At 33.5% G+C, this 18,794-nt stretch carries 14 protein-coding genes; 9 read left to right on the top strand and 5 right to left on the bottom strand.

What is annotated here, in order from left to right:
* Nucleotides 1–8: 8 nt before the first annotated feature.
* Both tamL and BN863_RS15845 read right to left on the bottom strand, forming a co-directional pair.
* On the bottom strand, nt 9–2,255 hold the full coding sequence (gene tamL, locus BN863_RS15850) for a translocation and assembly module lipoprotein TamL (protein WP_449404104.1): 2,247 nt from the start codon (nt 2,253–2,255) through the stop codon (nt 9–11).
* Nucleotides 2,256–2,328: 73 nt separating this feature from the next.
* Complete coding sequence (locus BN863_RS15845; RefSeq protein ID WP_242404044.1) at nt 2,329–7,260, bottom strand: translocation/assembly module TamB domain-containing protein; 4,932 nt, start codon at nt 7,258–7,260, stop codon at nt 2,329–2,331.
* 320 nt (nt 7,261–7,580) lie between these two features.
* Between BN863_RS15845 and BN863_RS15840 the strand changes: the two genes are divergently transcribed.
* Nucleotides 7,581–7,919, top strand: coding sequence for a cupin domain-containing protein (locus BN863_RS15840; RefSeq protein ID WP_038532214.1), 339 nt, complete (start codon nt 7,581–7,583; stop codon nt 7,917–7,919).
* Nucleotides 7,920–7,975: 56 nt separating this feature from the next.
* Here BN863_RS15840 and BN863_RS15835 read toward each other — a convergent pair whose 3' ends face one another.
* Entirely contained in the window at nt 7,976–8,704 is a 729-nt protein-coding gene (locus BN863_RS15835; protein WP_197539162.1) for a DUF2490 domain-containing protein, read from the bottom strand.
* A 187-nt stretch (nt 8,705–8,891) separates the two neighbouring features.
* On the opposite strand from BN863_RS15835, the gene BN863_RS15830 reads away from it, so the two are divergent.
* Nucleotides 8,892–11,783 carry a PEP/pyruvate-binding domain-containing protein gene (locus BN863_RS15830; RefSeq protein ID WP_038532208.1) on the top strand — a complete coding sequence of 964 codons (2,892 nt, stop codon included), beginning with the start codon at nt 8,892–8,894 and terminating at the stop codon, nt 11,781–11,783.
* A 2-nt stretch (nt 11,784–11,785) separates the two neighbouring features.
* Complete coding sequence (locus BN863_RS15825; protein WP_038532206.1) at nt 11,786–13,048, top strand: serine hydrolase; 1,263 nt, start codon at nt 11,786–11,788, stop codon at nt 13,046–13,048.
* Here BN863_RS15825 and BN863_RS15820 read toward each other — a convergent pair.
* Nucleotides 13,045–15,894, bottom strand: a complete 2,850-nt coding sequence (locus BN863_RS15820; protein ID WP_038532205.1) for an NTP/NDP exchange transporter — start codon at nt 15,892–15,894, stop codon at nt 13,045–13,047. The genes BN863_RS15825 and BN863_RS15820 overlap by 4 nt on opposite strands.
* Complete coding sequence (locus tag BN863_RS15815; RefSeq protein ID WP_084817564.1) at nt 15,872–16,909, bottom strand: serine hydrolase; 1,038 nt, start codon at nt 16,907–16,909, stop codon at nt 15,872–15,874. The genes BN863_RS15820 and BN863_RS15815 overlap by 23 nt, the downstream gene beginning before the upstream one ends.
* A gap of 680 nt (nt 16,910–17,589) precedes the next feature.
* Here BN863_RS15815 and BN863_RS18565 point away from each other — a divergent pair.
* The 6 genes from BN863_RS18565 to BN863_RS18540 are packed head-to-tail and all read left to right on the top strand — an operon-like array spanning nt 17,590 to nt 18,769.
* Complete coding sequence (locus tag BN863_RS18565; RefSeq protein WP_158409042.1) at nt 17,590–17,739, top strand: hypothetical protein; 150 nt, start codon at nt 17,590–17,592, stop codon at nt 17,737–17,739.
* Nucleotides 17,740–17,795: 56 nt separating this feature from the next.
* On the top strand, nt 17,796–17,945 hold the full coding sequence (locus BN863_RS18560; protein WP_158409044.1) for a hypothetical protein: 150 nt from the start codon (nt 17,796–17,798) through the stop codon (nt 17,943–17,945).
* A 56-nt stretch (nt 17,946–18,001) separates the two neighbouring features.
* Complete coding sequence (locus BN863_RS18555; protein ID WP_158409043.1) at nt 18,002–18,151, top strand: hypothetical protein; 150 nt, start codon at nt 18,002–18,004, stop codon at nt 18,149–18,151.
* A 56-nt stretch (nt 18,152–18,207) separates the two neighbouring features.
* Entirely contained in the window at nt 18,208–18,357 is a 150-nt protein-coding gene (locus BN863_RS18550) for a hypothetical protein (protein ID WP_158409041.1), read from the top strand.
* A 56-nt stretch (nt 18,358–18,413) separates the two neighbouring features.
* On the top strand, nt 18,414–18,563 hold the full coding sequence (locus BN863_RS18545; RefSeq protein WP_158409041.1) for a hypothetical protein: 150 nt from the start codon (nt 18,414–18,416) through the stop codon (nt 18,561–18,563).
* Nucleotides 18,564–18,619: 56 nt separating this feature from the next.
* The gene (locus tag BN863_RS18540) at nt 18,620–18,769 is read left to right on the top strand and encodes a hypothetical protein (RefSeq protein ID WP_158409041.1); all 150 of its coding nucleotides are present in this window, start codon (nt 18,620–18,622) and stop codon (nt 18,767–18,769) included.
* Nucleotides 18,770–18,794: the final 25 nt, after the last annotated feature.

The following is an 18,794-nucleotide window of genomic DNA, read 5'->3' as shown; positions in this document are numbered from 1 at the left end:
AGATGGAATTAAAACGGATAACCAATAGCGAAATTAAATCGCGTTTCGTCATACTGAAAATCCCAGCGTTCTCCATCTTTTAAGGTAGGATCGTGAAGGGGTGCTGCGAAATCGAATCGAATTACAAAACCTTGTACGTCTACACGAATTCCGACACCAACACCTATTCCTAATTGTTGCATAAAATCTGAGCTAATTTTTCCGCCAGGTAAAGCATCATTTTCTTTAGAATTCCAAACGTTTCCTGCATCTGTAAATAGAGCGCCTTTAAAGAATGAAAAGAGCGGGAAACGGTATTCTAAGTTAGCTTCTAATCGAATATTTCCGGTTTGATCAACAAAATCGTTGTAGGTACCATCATCTACACCTTCATAAGTTCCTGGTCCTAAAGAACGAATTCGAAATGCTCTAATACTGTTTGGTCCACCAGAATAGTATTGTTTAATATATGGCATTAATTCAGAATTTCCATATGGTAATCCATATCCCGCAAAGAGTCTTGTGGCTATTTTCTGGTCGTTGCTAAAATTAAAGTGATATCTAAAATCGACATCTAATTTGGCGTATTGCGCATACTCTAATCCTAGAAAGGTTTCTGTTTTAGAATCTGAATTATCTTTACCAAATAAGCTTACCACATTTCCTGCTATATCGACAGTAGTATTAACATAAATTTGATGTGTTTTATTCACATCGACCATCTCATTATATATAAAGGAATAGTTTAATCCAGCAATAAATTCTTGGTCGAAACTTTCCTGTAAAAACGGATTGTCCTCGAGTATAATGTCGAATTCAGGAGTGGTTTTAATTAAGTTATTATAGTTTATAGAAATCGGATTAAGTTCGTGGGTCGTATACTTGTTTTCATTCCACACATATCCAAATTCTGCAGTTCCAGAAAGTAAGCGATATAAATCTGATCGGTTTAAATAATCGATACTCAAACTGGTTTTTGTTTTTGGAATAGAATAGTCGAAGAAGCTGTCGCTAATTTTAAACGGAAAAAGCACTTTAGGAAATAAAATTTCTCCTTTTATACCAATAGACGTACTACTTGCGCTAGGCTCGTCCGAATCCGTTCCCATTTGAAATTCGTACCCTAAATTGGTGCTTAAACTAAAAATTTCACCACCTTTAAATAAATTTCTGTTGCTGTACGAAAACTCTAAAGCAGGCCCAGCGAAACTATTCGATTTTGTGACCGCCTGCAACTCGGCTTTTAAAGACCGTTTATTTAAAGGCGATAAGTAAATATTGGCATGTAATACGGCTGTAGAATCTGTTAATAATGAATCTTTTTCTTCATATTGAATATTAACATATTTGTAAGTTCCGATTGTAGAAAGGCGTCTTGCTGTGTTTCTAGATGCTCTAGGATTGTAAAAATCACCTTCTTTAAGCGTTATAAATGGGTCTAAGTCTTTTGGATTGAAATACGATTCCGTTTCGATAAAGTTTTTATTATTAAATCGGATTGTATCATTTGTTATAGAATCATTTTCGATATCGTAATTAGAAAAAATATTGATTTGTTCTACTCTATAAGGCACAAGTGATTTTTTGGGAACACCACTCTTTAATCTTAAATATAAATCGAATTGTCTAGAGCTGTAACGTGTGGTATCTGCTTCGAAAATTAAGAAATCGGAATTAAAATTGTAATAGCCTTTGCTCTTTAAATGATGGTCGATACGTTGCCGTTCCGTTTTTAGAAAATCTAAATCGAATCGTAAACCTTTTTTAAATTCTGATCTATTAACACTCCTTTGAATGCTAGTGTATATGGGTTCTTGTAAGCTGTCTAATTGATAACTTGCTAAGGTATATGGCTGCTTTATGGAAACAGAATACATAGCTTTAGCTATTTTGTCGTCTTCATTTTTATCTAGTGTTGAAGCCGAACTGCTGTAAAAAAAACCGTGATTTTCTAGTCTGTTTATTATGATATCGTCTACTTCGTATGTTTTAACATCCGATGCGTAAATAGGTTCTTCTCCAATCTTTTCATAGAGCCATTTGTTTATAAAGCCAGGTTTTTCACGCTGGTTTATATAGTAATAATATAGTCCCGGGTAAACCCCTAAAAATTTAGTGTTTGGTTCGGGTCTTAATATGGCTTCTAACTCATCCTGAAGTTGTTCCTCTTCCGCAATAATAGAGTCTGTTTCTATGTTAACTTCGCCTCCTCTATAAAGTAATTCATCTTCTGGAATATGCTTTTTAATACTACAAGATGCCATGATAAAAAACAATAAAAGTAAAGCAACGGCGCTCAACCTATTCTTTAGCAATAAACCTCTGCGAGTGTTTTTTATGTGAGTATATTTAATCAATGTTTTCTGATTTTAATTCCGCTTTTTCATCTTCTTTTTTCTCTTCAGCCAATTCCTTTTCTTTTCTAAACATCGCATCCCATAGTTCTTGAAATTCATTAAATTCTTGAGTGAAAATTAATGCTAAGCCACTTACAATAGTTTGTCCATCGATTACCGATTCGAATTCGTTTTTCTGAAAAGCTTTTAGACGATATTTTCCCGAGGGAGTAATTAAATATTCTAAACTTACATCGCCTATTAAAGGCGCTTCTTCTCCGGTAGGATCGCTTCCTTCAATATCTACAGCGCTTCCAACACGCACAATGACACGGTCGTTAAATAATTTTTTCTGAGCCGCTATATCTAGTTGTGTACGCTGTTCTGAGCTGTCGCCCTGATAATCTGTAAAGCTGTTTAATCCGAAATCTAATTCTAATCCAGAGTTTCCCATAAGTTTATCCGAAAACATATTTAACTGGTCAGATAAGGCGTCGTTTAAGTTGTCTCTGGCTATAGAGGCAAAACCACCATCGCTACCATCGCTTCCCGATTCTGGATAAAAACGATTCATGACTAATAGAGAAAATACTTGTCTGTTTAGTTCTCCTTCATCCTGATTTACCTGCTGAAGTGTACCGTAAACTTGTCCGCTAATAGCACCTTGTTCTTCTTCGGGCATATCTAAGTTGAAGGTAATTTTAGGATGTAATAACTCTTCTTTTATATTTAAATACACTTCAAAAGGTAATACTTGTTTGTATTTATTTTGAGTTGTAGGGTCGGAGCCAGATGTTTGAGACGCCATTAATGAAGATGCTGAGGTTTCTATATTGTATAATGCTCTGACATCTAATGTAGCATCTAAAGGATTTCCAGACCATGAGATTCTACTTCCTGAAACTAATTCGAACTTACGATTTACAACCTCGTATAAACTCATTTCGTAATGTCCACCAGAAACGGTATATACACCAGATAAGTTCATGCGGCCGTTAGTATCCATAGTGAATACAAAATCGCCTTCTCCAGAGGTTTGAAAATTATCTCCCGTAGACTCGTCTAAAACTAATGTAATAACGGCCTCTTTGGTAATGGACAGGTTAGTATGTAGGTCTATTCCTGTTACTGTAGATTGTTGTTCTTGAGTTCTATTTAAAATGGCATCGGGATTGTCGCGATTTACGAAAAGGACAACACCGTCACGTTCTTCGATATTTACTGCCGACGATGGCATAACATAGGTTACATTGGTTTTAGGATTTACATCTGCATCTAATTTAATTACAGGAACATTTAAATCGCCTTTAATTGTGCCGTTAGCATTAAATGACACGAACCCATAAACCATATCGTTTTCTTCTTCTGTAGCATTTAAAACTTGGAAATCGTCTGCGTTAATTTTTAAATCGAATGTTGGATTTGTAAACGATTCAGTTCCTACTTTACCATCGAGTACAAAAGCACTTTCATCTTCGTCTCTTATAGTAAAATTAGACATGCTAATACCGCTATTATCGATATTTAAAGTCTCGTTAGTTAAAACGAAAAAACTATTTAGTTTAGTGACTTTGAATTTTGAATCTTTAAACACTAAATCGCCATCGTACTGCAAATTATCTAAAGCGCCGTCAATTTTAAAGGTTCCGCTAAAGGCTCCAGAAGATTCAGAAATTTCTCCAAGCGAAAGTCCTTCGATGGCTTTCATCTTAAATTCATTAATGGCAAAATTGACATTTAAATTCGCATTGGTTTCTATAGCGGTATAATCTCCTATAATATCGATATCGGCATCACCATCTTTTGTCGAAAGATTAAAGGTGTAATTATTAGCAGTTTTAGAATCGCCTTTTAGGGTTAAGGTTCCAAAATTTGTATCGATAACATTTAGTTCGTTTATCGTTAAATCGGCGATATATCCGCGGTTTTCAAACGGATTTTGAACAGTAACCATACCGTTTAGTTGGCCTTGAGCTAATTCCTTTTTAGGATTTAAATAGGCGAGAAAGTCTTCAATTTTAAAGTTTTCAAAATTTATAGAAATTTCATCTTTAGCATTTTGTTCTGCAGTAGCACTTAAAAAAGTTACTGATTTGTTGGCATTACTAAATTTGAAATGTTCAAATTCTAAAAGATTAGTACTATACGTTAATGCATTGTCGTCTGGTATTTGCCAAGTTTCCTTATTTAAGATGAGACTTTCTGGTAATACATGAATGATTAATTGCTTGTCTTCTCTTTTGATTTTAGATTTTAACTGCATCAACACATCAGCCTCATCATAAGAAACCATTGTAAAATCCATCTCTTTATTTAGTAGATTTCCATTAAAATTTGTCTTTTTTATCTGAATAGGTCCAGCAAGAATTTCATTAAAACCAAGGTCGAAATTGAATTTTTCTACATCCGTATTTAAAGTAAAAGCCAAGCTGTCTATTTCGTTCCCTCCGTAATTAATATGCGGTGCCGAAATGTTGGCTTTTAAAAGTTTTTCAGTTTGATTAAAGTCTACAGCAATATCTATGGTATCTAAATTTTCTAGATTAGGAACAAATACATCACTTATTATGGGTGAATCACTTAGTTTGGCTCGTAGTTTTACCTTTACAGGTTTAGCAGAGGTTGTATGGGTAGAATCGACATTAAAATAACTAGAAATATGCTGGTCTATAGCGTTGCTAAATGTTTCCGGATTGGCGTTAGATGCTAGTTCTAAACTCAATAATTTATTAGTGACACTCACATAGGTCGTATCTACATCGACATGAGCGTTGGCTATAATATCTCCAAGTAAATAGGTTTTATTATCGTAAACTATAGTGCCTTCGTTTACACTACTTTTTAAGTCGAAATTATCTGCATTACCTTTAAAATCTGCGTGTAATTTTAATCCTGCCCTAATGTCTTTTTCTACAACGCCGAGTGCTTGAAAGTCGATTCCAATAATATTTAAATCGGCGATTATTTCTGGAGAAATACTGTCTAAAACAAGTTCTGTGTTTAAATCTAGATTTATGTTTTTGTCTTTGTAAGCAGATGTAATACGACCCTTACCATTTTCAATACTACCTGTTATAGGCAAGTTTATAATGTCGTAATTTTTCAGTCTAAAACTGGAAATCATGGCGTCTAAATTCGCATCTAAATCGTTTATGGTTTTTCCGCTACCATTAGCGTTAAGGGTGACACTTAAAGGACCTAAATCTTCATTCTGTAAAAGTTCTTGTAATTTAAAGTCAATAATCTCTAAGTCCGATGTAAAGGCCAATCCATTATTGTCTTTATAACTCGCGGTAAGGTTAGCAGCACCTTGAGAAGAGGTTAATGTTGCTTTGGTTTTAATATCTGTTAAAGTACCTGCAAGAGTTCCCGATAACACAATACTATCTGGTAAACTTAGGCCTAATGCTTTTTCGTCTACAAACTGAAGTAAATCTGATTTTAGAGTTTGGGCTTTAAACGGAGAGATGTTTAATTTTAAACTATCGGGATTGGTGGCGTTTTCAATCAATCCGGTTGCCGAAATACGTGTCGTCTTTCCCCAATTTAAATCGGTGTTTTGTAATGCGATTGAAGATAAATATCCGCTAGCATTTAATTTTCCTGTTACCAATTTCTTACTTAAACTATCTACATACGGATTGGTCTTTAAATCGGGTTGAAAACGATAAGCGTCTTTAACATCTAATTGTATAACCGGTATTTTTAAGTCTATTTTAGAATCTTGTGGTGCATTTGCCAATGCTGATAGGTTTGGATAATCTAAACGAGATTCTCCTTTAATTTTATTGTTGTTAAGTGCAATGTCTAAATTGGTAAGTGTTAAGAAATTGTCTGTAGCTTCAATTTTTAATTGCCCTTTTTTAAGATGTAAACCAGACGCTTCATTAAAAGAAAAAGCAACTAAATTTAATCCTGCGGTTTGGTCTTTTAAATATATGTTTTCGGCATTTAAAATAAAATCACTCAGGTTAATTGCATTGGCGTTGAACGTGTTTGTTACAGGTTTTGCATTATCAACGGCGTATTTTATACTGTTGTTTTTTAGGTCGATAGCATTAATGTCTACTATAAATGCTGGCCATTCTATTTTAGTTATGGAAGTCGATGTGTTTTCAGTATTGGCTTCAGAATCCTTAGTTGTTGTAAGAAAAACAATGTCTGAGTCTTTTAAACCAATATCATCAATAGTGAATTTACTTTTAGGTAAATCGATAGTTGCATCTTCAATATAAAAATTAGAAATGGACGTGTTTAATTCAATACCATCTTCGAGTGCAATGTAGTGTGCTTTTGTGTTTTCAATTTTAAAATCTTCGAAAAGCAGATAGGGTAAAGTTGTAGTTGTTGTATCTTTAGAAGGAGGCACAGGACTTTGAATGTAGTTGATGTCGGAATTAGAAACGAGAACTTCAGACGTCCTAAAATCCATGGCGTCTAAATCGAACGTATCGAACTCTAGCTCTACTTGACCAATTTTAAAGTGACTATCAATACCCAAAACGGCATCATTAAAAACGATATTAAAATCTTTTAAATGAATAGCTCCAACAATAATGTTTAAAGGGTCGCTTGGTGCTTCTGTCTCTGGTACTGGAATGGTGTCTGAAGTGGCAAATGCATCGATTAAAAACTGAAAATTATAACCAGAAATAGAATCTTTTCTAATCACATTAGCACGTAAACCTTCCCAATCTAAATCTTCTATACCAATGCCTTTTCCTGTAATGGCTGGCCATAATGGTAAATCGGCTTCAACAGATTTAGAATAGACTAAAGTATCTCCGTTGGTATCTTCTAAATACAATCCTTTTAATTTTATATCGCCACCAAACGTGATGAAAAGATTGTCTATTTCGACTTTAGTTTGCGTTTTATCTGATACGAAAGACGTCGCATAATCTACAATAAGATTTTGTCCCCACGGACTTCTTATAAATAGCACGATGCTTAGAAAAAGGACAAAAAAGACGATGAAAATGGTTCTTAAGATTTTAAAAATCTTAAGCCTAGTAGATAGTTTCGTTTTTTTTTGTTGTTGTTCTTCCAAAGTCAAAGTTGAATAGGCGCAAAAATATTATAATTATTTTACTAAAATTAACTCAATCTAAATCAATATTGAACCAAAATTGAATCAAATGTAATCATTCTGAAAGGCTAATTTGAGTAGTTATTAAAGATTTAAGCTAATAAGTTTGTAACTAAATTTTAATATCTTCGGTAAAAAGCAGTATTCCACAAACAAACCCTTTTAATACATTAACTATGACTACAAATAATTTATACGATAATTTAGAATATAACGCCGATAAGCCGGCTATTAGTGTGCTTCTACAAACGGCATTTAGTAAAGAAATACGGATTTTATTAAAGAAAGGTCAGTTAATGAAAGAGCACAAAGCCCCAAAACCTATAGTTGTTGAAGTGTTTGAAGGTGAAATTGATTTTGGTGTGGACGGACAAACTCATGCCTTAAAAAAAGGAGACCTTTTAACATTAGATTCTAATGTGCCTCACGATTTATTTGCAAAAGAAAATAGCATTGTACGTTTAACGCTTTCCATTCAAGATACTGTTGAACGTGTGGAAAAAGTGGTGGAATAATTTACCAACCAGCCTTTGTTGGTGTAATAAATAATATATTTAGATGTCTATAACAATTAGATATGATGGAATAAGCTCAATACAAATTGGTTTTTACTCCAGGTAGAAGTGTTTTGTCTAAGAACTCCAAAGGTGCTTTTTAAATGTTGTGAAATAATATAACCCACTCCAAAATACACGCGATTTCTATCGAAAAGATCAACTTGCTTGTTATTCCCAATATCTTTTTGTCCGTTAATAAATATTTCGTCATATGCCGAAATATACCATGTTTTAGGTATTAGTAATCTATTGTTAAGTGGTACATCTATACTAAATGCATATCTAAAACGGGTTCTGAAATCTTGATTTTGCACCATGCGTTGCTCAAATCGAAACCGATGACCTAAGTAAATACGCCCACCTAATTTTTGTGGCATTTTAGCTTCTTGGTAAATTCTGTTTTCATGGTTTTGTATTTCGCTAGAGTCGTAATAACTAGATTGAATATAGGCATATCCTGCAGTAATTTTAATCTTGCTGTTTTTTGGTGTATAATGTACGCCACCTCTTAAAAGTAATTGTTCTAGATCGCCCGAAACATTCCAGTTTCTATGTTGAATATCTCCTTGAAAACCCCATTGGCTATCGGTTAGTTCGGCATTAAATGCATACATATACCAACTACCCATTTTTTTATCGTTAAATTGAGAATAGATATTTCCTGAGAAAAATAATAGAAAAACAATAAGAGAAAGTTTAGAAAGAATAGGCATTTTTAGAATGTCTTTTAGAGTAGTTTTCAAAAATAGAAAAAGTAGCAGAATAAAAAAACTGAAGGTGTTATTCTTAGTATTCAGGCATGCTTATTTCAAATTAAACGTATTCATTAAGTGTGTTTTAAGAGGTGTGTAGAATTTTAAATTTTTAATTAATTTCTGAAGTTATTAACCGAGATTTATATATTTTCGTAGTAAACCATTTCTACTTATTATGAACAAATTATTTGTTTCATTTGCTTGTTTTTTAATTACTTGTGCGGTCTATGCACAAGATAAATCGGCAATAGATAATTCCAGAATAAAGGAATATATCTCAGACTTTAAAAAAGATATTCGAGGCCCGTATCGCGATATTCGTTGGTTTTGCGACGATGGTACTATTAATATGCCAAAAGAACCTTGTGAGGATGGCGGTGTACAACATGCCCGTTACAAGGACAATGTTATCGCTTTGGGTGAAAAAAGCCATGTGTATTTAGGACAAATTTTGGCGTCTACGGCGAAAGCAGATTTTTGGGATCAGACCAATGCTCAATCGCGTTTAAAACAATATATCGTTGAAAAATATTTGAAATCGGTAGATGATGGTTGGATTCACAGACGCTCACAATATTATCGAGGAGCCATTCAAGTAGAGGATGAGCAAGCTTGGGGAAAAGACTTTTTTTCTTGGTTACTTAAAAACGACGACTATATCGCAAAGCAGTTTTATTTAATTCGTCAAGCGGTTAAAGATATTCCGCATTCTGAAGATACAAATGTTGCGCAACTTATGCGTAGTCAATCTAAAGTTTTAGCAGAGGAATTCGAGCCTTTCATGAATTTAAGAATTAAAATTCATGGGCAACCCGAACCATCGGATATTGAAAAGGTGAAAGAGTTTAAAGCTAGTCAAGCAAGTAAATTAACTCCTGGTTTAAATAAGCAATTAGACGAATTGGTAGACACTATGAGTGATTATTTCGAGCCGGTACATATTGAAAGTTTATCGGCTTATGTTTCGGCACTTACAAATACAGAAATTAAAACGAAGTTAAATGAATTTATAACCGTTTACCAAGCAGAAACTACAGCGACTAAAATTGAAGGCTCTGCAGAAATTATGTGGTTTATTCGTCAGAATATTTTAGAAGAGAAATCAGCAGAAGGCCGTTTAGCTTTATTCGATTTATCTTTGAAATTGGAGTTGTTAATTACCAAACAAGTTAGTGATTATCCTGCAGACACATTAGAAGATTTAATTGGTAAAGTGTGTTACTTAAGTACAGCATCTGCAGCGTCTGGATATACAGAACTATGGGAATGGCAAGAGATAAATGGCTATTTAGCAGAAACTGAAAATTCAGAATTAACATTAGAAACGTTACATTCAATTTTAGAAGCAGCGCGTAAACAATTGGAGTGGGGAACAGGAAAAAATAGTGCTGTTTTCGGTGATGTTGTTACGCTTTATGAAGGATTCGAACCTTTGGTTCATGGGTTTTTAGACGATAGAATTCGGGGTTCTGTGGCGCTTCCGTTAGGGAATAGTATCGGGAAATTAGGCACGTTTATTTCTGCCGAATCGGCTTTAAGTAATCGTGTTTTAAATTTAGATAATCAAAGTCATATTCACGGTTTAAATCCGGGTTATGCCAAAGGGAAATTAGTGGTTGTTGAAGGTTCTGGTGAGGGCATGGATGTGGACCCTAATAATATTTACGTTTTCGATAGACCGCCATCAGATTTAAAACCTATAGCAGGTATTTTAACCGTTTCTGAAGGGAATTTAGTATCGCATGTACAATTACTTGCTCGTAATTTAGGAATACCTAATGCGGCAATTTCATCAGATAATATTCGTGAATTTAAAAAGTACTCTGGAGAAGTTGTTTTTTATGCCGTGTCGAATAAAGGAACGGTGATTATGAAGCAAGAAAGCGAGATGACAGCAGACGAACAGTTTTTATTTTCGAAAACAGAACAAACACATGATATGATTACTGTTCCTGTGGAGAAAATAAGATTAGACAGGACTACCATTTTAAATCTAAGAGAAGTTAATGCCAAATCTTCAGGAATTTATTGCGGCCCAAAAGCTGCTAATTTAGGAGAATTAAAAGAAAACTTTCCAGACCATGTGGTTGAAGGATTTGTAATACCGTTCGGAATCTTTTTAAACCATATGAAGCAAACCATTCCAAACGAAACCACAACGTATTGGGACTATTTAAATAGCATTTTTAATGATGCTAGGCAAATGGAAAAGGATGGCAAACCAGCAAAAGATATTGAAAATTTTCAGCTAACAGAGTTAAGTAAGTTGCGAAAATTAATCATTGAGATGCCACTTCTAGATGGTTTTATTTCAGATTTAGAAGGGAACTTTCAATCTGTTTTAGGAACAGAATTGGGTGAAACCTCTGTGTTTTTAAGAAGTGATACCAATATGGAAGATTTAAAAAGTTTTACAGGCGCTGGTTTAAACCTAACATTATTTAATGTGTTAGAACGCAACAAAATTATTGAAGGTATTAAAACCGTTTGGGCATCGCCATATACAGAACGTAGCTTTAAATGGCGTCAGAAATACTTAACTAATCCCGAGAATGTATATCCTTCTATTGTAGTTATTCCTGGAGTTAACAACGATTTTTCCGGAGTTATGATTACCAAAGGAGTTTCTTCTGGTAACACAGACGAAATTACCGTAGCGTTTAGTCGCGGTGTTGGTGGCGCTGTAGACGGGCAAGCTGCAGAAACGTGGACCATTAAAAATAATGGCAATCATCATTTAATTTCCCCATCTCGCGAACCGTCTTATTTGTCGTTGCCCAGCACAGGAGGTACGAAACGCAACAGAACGACTTTCGAAACTCCGATTGTTAATTCTAAAACAATAGCAACAGTAAATGCCTTTAGTAAAGAATTAGTTGAAAAAATGGAGAAAAAAGGTATTGAAGGGCCATACGATGTAGAACTTGGTTTTAAAGAGGATAAGTTATGGTTATTTCAAGTGCGTCCGTTTGTTGAGAATAAAAAAGCCAAAAGTTCAACCTATCTCGAATCTATTACCCCAAAAGTCGATTTGTCTAAAAAGATTTCTAATAGCACCGCCTTATAATTATGAAAAAATTACTCTTACTTATTGTTGTTTTAGCATCCTTCGGGTTTACAGCTAATCATTTTTATCCTATAGATGGTTATGCCTTAACGGGAATTAAACGTTTGGCTTATTTAGAACGTGTAAAAAGCGGTGAGATTAAAAGTCATCGTATTCCACCAGGCGCTTTTAGACCTTTAGACTCTATCGGATTAAATTTAAAAGATAGAAAAAGTGAACTCGGAGCTGTTCCTCAAATAGATGAAGCGCTTCAGGGGCGTATAGAACAATTATTTAGAGGTTTGGATAAAAACTATTCTATAGCTGTGTTAGATATGACTAAAGGGCAACCTATCCGATATGCGCAACATCGTGAGTCTGTAGGCTATCAGCCAGGTAGTGTTGGGAAATTAGTGGTGTTGTCAGCATTTTTTAATCAATTATGTCAGATTTTACCAGGAGGCGATTTCGAAGAGCGTCGTCAGTTATTAAAAGATAAAATAGTTAAAGCAGGAAATTGGGCATTGTATGACCATCATACAGTTCCTATTTACGATTTAGACACGCAGAATTTGGTTAAACGAACCATTCGTGCTACAGACGAATTTACGTTATACGAATGGTTGGACAATATGGTTTCTGTTAGCAATAACGGAGCCGCTAGTGTGGTTTGGAGAGAAGCTGTATTAATGCATGTGTTTCAGGGTGAGTATCCGAAATTAACTTTTGAAGAAGGTGAAGCCTATTTTAAAAAAACGCCTAAAAGTGAATTGTCCGAAATGGCGATAAACCTAGTAAACGAACCGTTACGAGAACTCGGAATTACTGAAGAAGAATGGCGTTTAGGTAAGTTTTTTACTAACGGAGCAGGGAATTATATTCCTGGGAGAGATGGAAGTATAGGGACGCCAATTGGATTAATAAAGTTTGTAATCGCACTTGAAAAAGGCGAGATTGTAGACGAAGCGTCTAGCCTGGAAATGAAACGCTTGTTGTATATGACGGATAGACGTATTCGTTACGCAGCCTCAAAACGTTTAGATAGTTCTGCTGTATATTTTAAGTCAGGAAGTTTTTATAAATGTGATAAAGACAAAGGGAAGTGTGGCGATTATGCTGGAAATGTTTATAATTATATGAACTCTGTTGCCGTTGTAGAAAAACCTAACGGAACGCGTTATGCTGTTTGTTTAATGTCTAATGTATTACACAAAAATTCTGCTTACGACCATTTAATGTTAGCTTCTAAAATTGATGCGATTATGGATGATGAACAAGACGATTAATTACCTTGTTGTAAAATGTCTAGAGTTTGTTTGGCTTGGTTTCTTATGCTTTCGCTATGATCGTTTAATACCATTTGAACAAGAGGAATAAAGGTTTTGTTATTCACTTTTTCTATTAAATACAACACGGCATGCTTTATTTTCAAATCTTGTCGTTGCAATAAAATTTTATAGCATTCTGTTTCCGAGTATACTTTTAAATCTAATTTTTTAATGATTTCACTAGAAAGCTCATTATGCAAAAAGGCAGATTCTGCAATCGGTATAAGTTCGCGTTTTAAATGATAATCTAAAATGTTATCTAAAAATTCGATGGCATTAATACGTTGTTCTTGTTCACCATGAATAATTACATCTAAAATAGGGTCTATATCATTTGGTGGATATTTAATGCCTAAAAATTTAAATATGCGGTGTAATTGACGGTCTAAACGTTGCTCAAGAATACGCATCAATCCGTTTCGAGCTTCCTCTACTTCTTTGGAATTGATATGATCATGTTTCTCTTTGTAATTTACAATGATTTGAGAATGAATAGAGGATAAGGTTGTTTGGTAAACCTGACACTCGTCTAATATTTTATCAATTATAAAGGCGTCTTTTATTTTCAATGATGGGTAATTCCATTTTAAATATTTAAGACTATCTATCACTTCAATAGTTACCGAATGTTCGGTAGTGTCAATTAATTCAATTAAAGCATGTATGGCTTTCTGAGAGTGAAACGTTTCAATTACAGACGGAATAATATTGGCGTCGGGTAAATCATAATATTCATCTTTAGTTTTTTGTACCAATTCTTCAATAATATCCTCGTCGTATTCATGAAGTGCTGCAATAGCTTGCTTTCTTGTTTCTTTTTTAGAAAGCCAAGTTACTATGGCGTCTGTAAATTTTGGATCCTTAGTTTTTCCAGCATTTTCTAATGCGACATTTACAATACTAAGGTCTGTGCCTTGAAGTTCATTACTAATAATATAATAAAACGGCTTAGCATGAATATTACCAATGGCTTCTAAAATCGTTTTTATTTTAGTGGATTTATAATCCGTGTCCGAAGAAGTACTCCAATCATCAATCGCTTTTTGTAACCAGCGGTTAACATTAAAATGATTTTGTAAAATAGGATTGTCTTTAAGTTCTAAAGATAATGCGATTAGAGTAGCGTTTTTTATAGACTCGTCGTTGTTATTTAAATACGATTCGAATATTTTTAGAGTGTTGTCTTTGCGTTTATGAATTAAGTATTGAAACGCGCTGGTGGTTAACTCTTGGTCGGGATTGTAAATTAAAGGTTCAATTTCAGCCGAAAGGTCTTGGGTTTTTAAGAAGTATAAATTTTCAATAGCTAAAGATTTTACTTTATCCGATTCATGATTAAGTAAACCTTTTATAGAATTAAATAAACGCTCGTCGGGAGCATCTAAAGTTCTATTTAACATATGAATGATTTGGTTTTTAGAACCGTTTTCAAAGACATCTTTTATACTGTGAATTATCGATTTTACAGGACGCTCTTCTTTTTTTAATTTTGATTTATCGGGGTCTTTATACGAAGACGTGTCTATTAATTTCTTAAAAGCATCAATATAGGCTACACGCAATTTAAATATCAGAACAATCCAGACTATAATTAATAAGATGGTTATGATACTTACATAAATAGAATGAATATTTAATCCGTTTATAAAGAATATTAAAATAAGTCCCGCTAATCCTGTAGCGATACTATCTATTACAACATCAATAAAAGTTTTAGTCTTTTTCTTAACATCCATAGGAATTGGAATCGATAACAATTCTGTAGCCGATTTATTAACAGATTGTTTTAAACTTCCATCTATAATTTTTATGAAGACGATAACTCCTAATTCTGGAATAAAAAGTAAGACAATAGAGCCTAATAAAATACCAGAAGGCAGCCATAATAACGATTTCCCTACTCCAAAAGTCCCCACTATATATTTGGTTAAGAACAATTGAATAAGCAAGGAAACAACACTTAGTGTTGAAAACCAAAATGCGAAAAAAGACGTTAAGTCTTCAGGGTCTAATATCATTTCTGAAGCAAAATGGCTATATTGATAATCTACTAATTTTGCAACCAAAACACTTAGGCCAATAACAAATGCCATTAGTGTAAGTAATTTAGATTGTTTAATGAGTTGTATCGCAGATTCTCCTTTATGAGCGTGTGTTTGTTTTCTAGGAGTTAAACCTTTTTCAATTACATTTTTTTTCCAAATAAATCGCGTTATTGGTAAGCAAAAAAACAGTAAAAAAGCGGCAACAAATAATAAGTTTTCAGAATCTATAAAACGAGTTAAAACAGAAGTTAAATATCCACCAAAAATACCTCCTGCAATGGCACCAGCACCAATAAATCCGAATACGCGTTTTGCTTCACGAATGTTGTAAACTAAGTTTGCTAAAATCCAAAATTGAGAAGTTGTTAGTAAACCATAAATGGCTACCCAGATGTAAGGAATGTATAATAAATATCCCAAATCTACTTTAAGATTTAAGGCGATTCCAAAAGCAATAAGTGTGAACAAGCACCCCAGTATAGTAAGTTCAATAACCCTATTTAAAGGAAAACGTTCTAAAAAGCGGTTGTAAAAATAGGAGCCAATTACGGCAGATATAGCTGTAAATATATAAGCCAATGGCAATGCATTGGCTGTAAGTCTTGATAAAAATAACGAATTTATTGTAGGTTTAACTACCAGTAGTGTAGTTATGAGTAAAAATATATTCAGCTGTAATAACAGCGTTTTTTGCAACTCATTTTCATTTAAGTCAAAAACCTTAAGTAGGTAGGTTTTAACTGGTTTTAATAGTTGCATTTGGTTTTATATTTATAGCTTTTTCTATTGGGTCTACTAAATTACGAATAATTTGTTCTCCATTTTCATTTTCTATTAAAGCTACTAGTATATATTTTCTTTCAGCATCCCAAACCAAAATAGAATCTGAATGCCAATTTTTCCAAGATCCAGATTTTCTAAATAACCGAGCGTTTGGAGCTAGTTTTTCCAGTGTATTTACAAATTTATGATGTAACTCTGGATTCTCCATCATGTCTAACATATGCTTAGAACGTTTTGGGCTTACAAGCTTTCCGTGAAGCATTAAATAGTAAAATCTACAAACTTGTTCTGCTGTCGCAGCATGACTTAAATTTTTTAAAGGCTCTCTATTAGTTGCGCCTGCTGCGGCATAACGTTTTCCAACCCATAAACCGCCACCTTGATCTTTATCGTATAAATGATATTTTTCTGATGTTAAAACATCCTCAATTTTTTGAAATCCAACGCGGTCAATCATTCTCGTAGTCGCTTGATTATTCGATTTGCTAATCATTAAGCGCATGTCACTTTTAACCTCAGGCGTATCTTTTAATTCGCCGTGTTCTATGGCATCTTCTGCGGCTAATAGTACAGCAATTTTAGGTAAGCTAGCAGCATACATCATCTCGTCTCCATTAATGTTTGCAAATCTTGGAGATTCGGGATTCGTTAAATCGATAACGCCAACAGCCATTTTTTTGCTTTGAATAAGATGTTTCCAATTCGAATTTTTAAATAGTTCTTCTTTAAGTGAAGCTGAGAAAAAATCGTTTTTGTATAAATCTAAAGGTCTAAAATCTTCTGCAGGTGCAGTAAATGGTAAGCTGGAGTAATTGTCGTCTGCAAAACTGTTTAAATCTCCTATAAATTCACTATTTGAAGCTAAATGATTAGCATTCACTTTGTATTTTGCTAAGGTTTTGGTTCCTAGTATTGAAGAACCGATTATTACAATGACAACAAGAAGATATTTGTAATTTTGATGTAGACGTTTTGCGTTTTCTTTTTTCATATATGCTCTAACTCATTAAACACGAGTGCAATATTAATTTAAATTGATGTAATAAAATAAATATTTAACTTAAAATTTATCAAAGCGAGGCACTAAGATTTAAAAGTATAAGCTAATAAATTAAATGATTCTATGTTGTGTAACGTTGCTAAAGTATTCTTTGGTATTACGAGTTTTAAATTTAACAGTTTTATTTTAAAATTAATGTATAATTAGTTCGATTTAAAGTGTCTACTGTAGGTTTTGTTAAGTTTGTTTTCAAAGCTGATTCATCAATAAGAACCTAGATACCCAACAGTATTTCAATAATTTAAGCGTTACTTTTTCAGTCCCAAAAATTATCATAATAAACTCTAAATAAGTATTGATATAGGAGTCAGTGAATTAGAAAGAATAATGGATGCATAATTTATTTTGAATTAATATGGATTGTTAATAAAAAAGGATAAATTAATGTAATTCATCGATAAAGTTTGCATTTTGTCTTTTAAGTGCTTGGATATTATGTTAAATTTAGCATATATTAGCCGTGTAACTAATTCATTTAGTTGTGATTAAAAAATCTGTTTTTCCATTCGAAATTTTAAATTTTTTGAAAGGCGAATTCATTAAAACGATGTAAACATTATAATTAACTCAAAATATTAAAATCATTAATTAACCCTAACACCTTTATCATTATGAAAACATTAAAACTTACAGCCTTAGCCCTTGTATTATTTGGATCATTAACCGCTTGTGTAAATGAAGAAATGGATGACGACATGCTAGTTTCACCAGAGCACGTTGAATCAGGAGTTCTAACCGGAGGAGGAATAGACGAAATATAAAAGATAATATCACTAGATAACTAATTTTTAAAAATCCCCCTAACACCTTTATCATTATGAAAACATTAAAACTTACAGCCTTAGCCCTTGTATTATTTGGATCATTAACTGCATGTGTAAACGAAGAAATGGATGACGACATGCTAGTCTCACCAGACCACGCAGAATCAGGAGTTCTAACCGGAGGAGGAATAGACGAAATATAAAAGATAATATCACTAGATAACTAATTTTTAAAAATCACTCTAACACCTTTATCATTATGAAAACATTAAAACTTACAGCCTTAGCCCTTGTATTATTTGGATTATTAACCGCTTGTGTAAATGAAGAAATGGATGACGACATGCTAGTTTCACCAGAGCACGTTGAATCAGGAGTTCTAACCGGAGGAGGAATAGACGAAATATAAAAGATAATATCACTAGATAACTAATTTTTAAAAATCACCCTAACACCTTTATCATTATGAAAACATTAAAACTTACAGCCTTAGCCCTTGTATTATTTGGATCATTAACTGCATGTGTAAACGAAGAAATGGATGACGACATGCTAGTCTCACCAGACCACGTAGAATCAGGAGTTCTAACCGGAGGAGGAATAGACGAAATATAAAAGATAATATCACTAGATAACTAATTTTTAAAAATCACTCTAACACCTTTATCATTATGAAAACATTAAAACTTACAGCCTTAGCCCTTGTATTATTTGGATCATTAACCGCTTGTGTAAATGAAGAAATGGATGACGACATGCTAGTTTCACCAGACCACGTTGAATCAGGAGTTCTAACCGGAGGAGGAATAGACGAAATATAAAAGATAATATCACTAGATAACTAATTTTTAAAAATCACTCTAACACCTTTATCACTATGAAAACATTAAAACTTACAGCCTTAGCCCTTGTATTATTTGGATCATTAACTGCATGTGTAAACGAAGAAATGGATGACGACATGCTAGTCTCACCAGACCACGTAGAATCAGGAGTACTAACAGGAGGAGGAATAGACGAAATATAACAGATGATATAAACTTTAATATTTA

It is taken from the genome of Formosa agariphila KMM 3901 (assembly GCF_000723205.1).
Classification (GTDB): Bacteria; Bacteroidota; Bacteroidia; order Flavobacteriales; family Flavobacteriaceae; genus Formosa; species Formosa agariphila.
This window is presented reverse-complemented; position numbering and strand designations above follow the sequence as displayed.

Coding starts and splice junctions, on each gene's coding strand:
- BN863_RS15840 (WP_038532214.1), top strand. CDS start 7,581: ATGACTACAAATAATTTATACGATAATTTAGAATATAACGCCGATAAG.
- BN863_RS15830 (WP_038532208.1), top strand. CDS start 8,892: ATGAACAAATTATTTGTTTCATTTGCTTGTTTTTTAATTACTTGTGCG.
- BN863_RS15825 (WP_038532206.1), top strand. CDS start 11,786: ATGAAAAAATTACTCTTACTTATTGTTGTTTTAGCATCCTTCGGGTTT.
- BN863_RS15820 (WP_038532205.1), bottom strand. CDS start 15,894: ATGCAACTATTAAAACCAGTTAAAACCTACCTACTTAAGGTTTTTGAC.
- BN863_RS15815 (WP_084817564.1), bottom strand. CDS start 16,909: ATGAAAAAAGAAAACGCAAAACGTCTACATCAAAATTACAAATATCTT.
- BN863_RS18565 (WP_158409042.1), top strand. CDS start 17,590: ATGAAAACATTAAAACTTACAGCCTTAGCCCTTGTATTATTTGGATCA.
- BN863_RS18560 (WP_158409044.1), top strand. CDS start 17,796: ATGAAAACATTAAAACTTACAGCCTTAGCCCTTGTATTATTTGGATCA.
- BN863_RS18555 (WP_158409043.1), top strand. CDS start 18,002: ATGAAAACATTAAAACTTACAGCCTTAGCCCTTGTATTATTTGGATTA.
- BN863_RS18550 (WP_158409041.1), top strand. CDS start 18,208: ATGAAAACATTAAAACTTACAGCCTTAGCCCTTGTATTATTTGGATCA.
- BN863_RS18545 (WP_158409041.1), top strand. CDS start 18,414: ATGAAAACATTAAAACTTACAGCCTTAGCCCTTGTATTATTTGGATCA.
- BN863_RS18540 (WP_158409041.1), top strand. CDS start 18,620: ATGAAAACATTAAAACTTACAGCCTTAGCCCTTGTATTATTTGGATCA.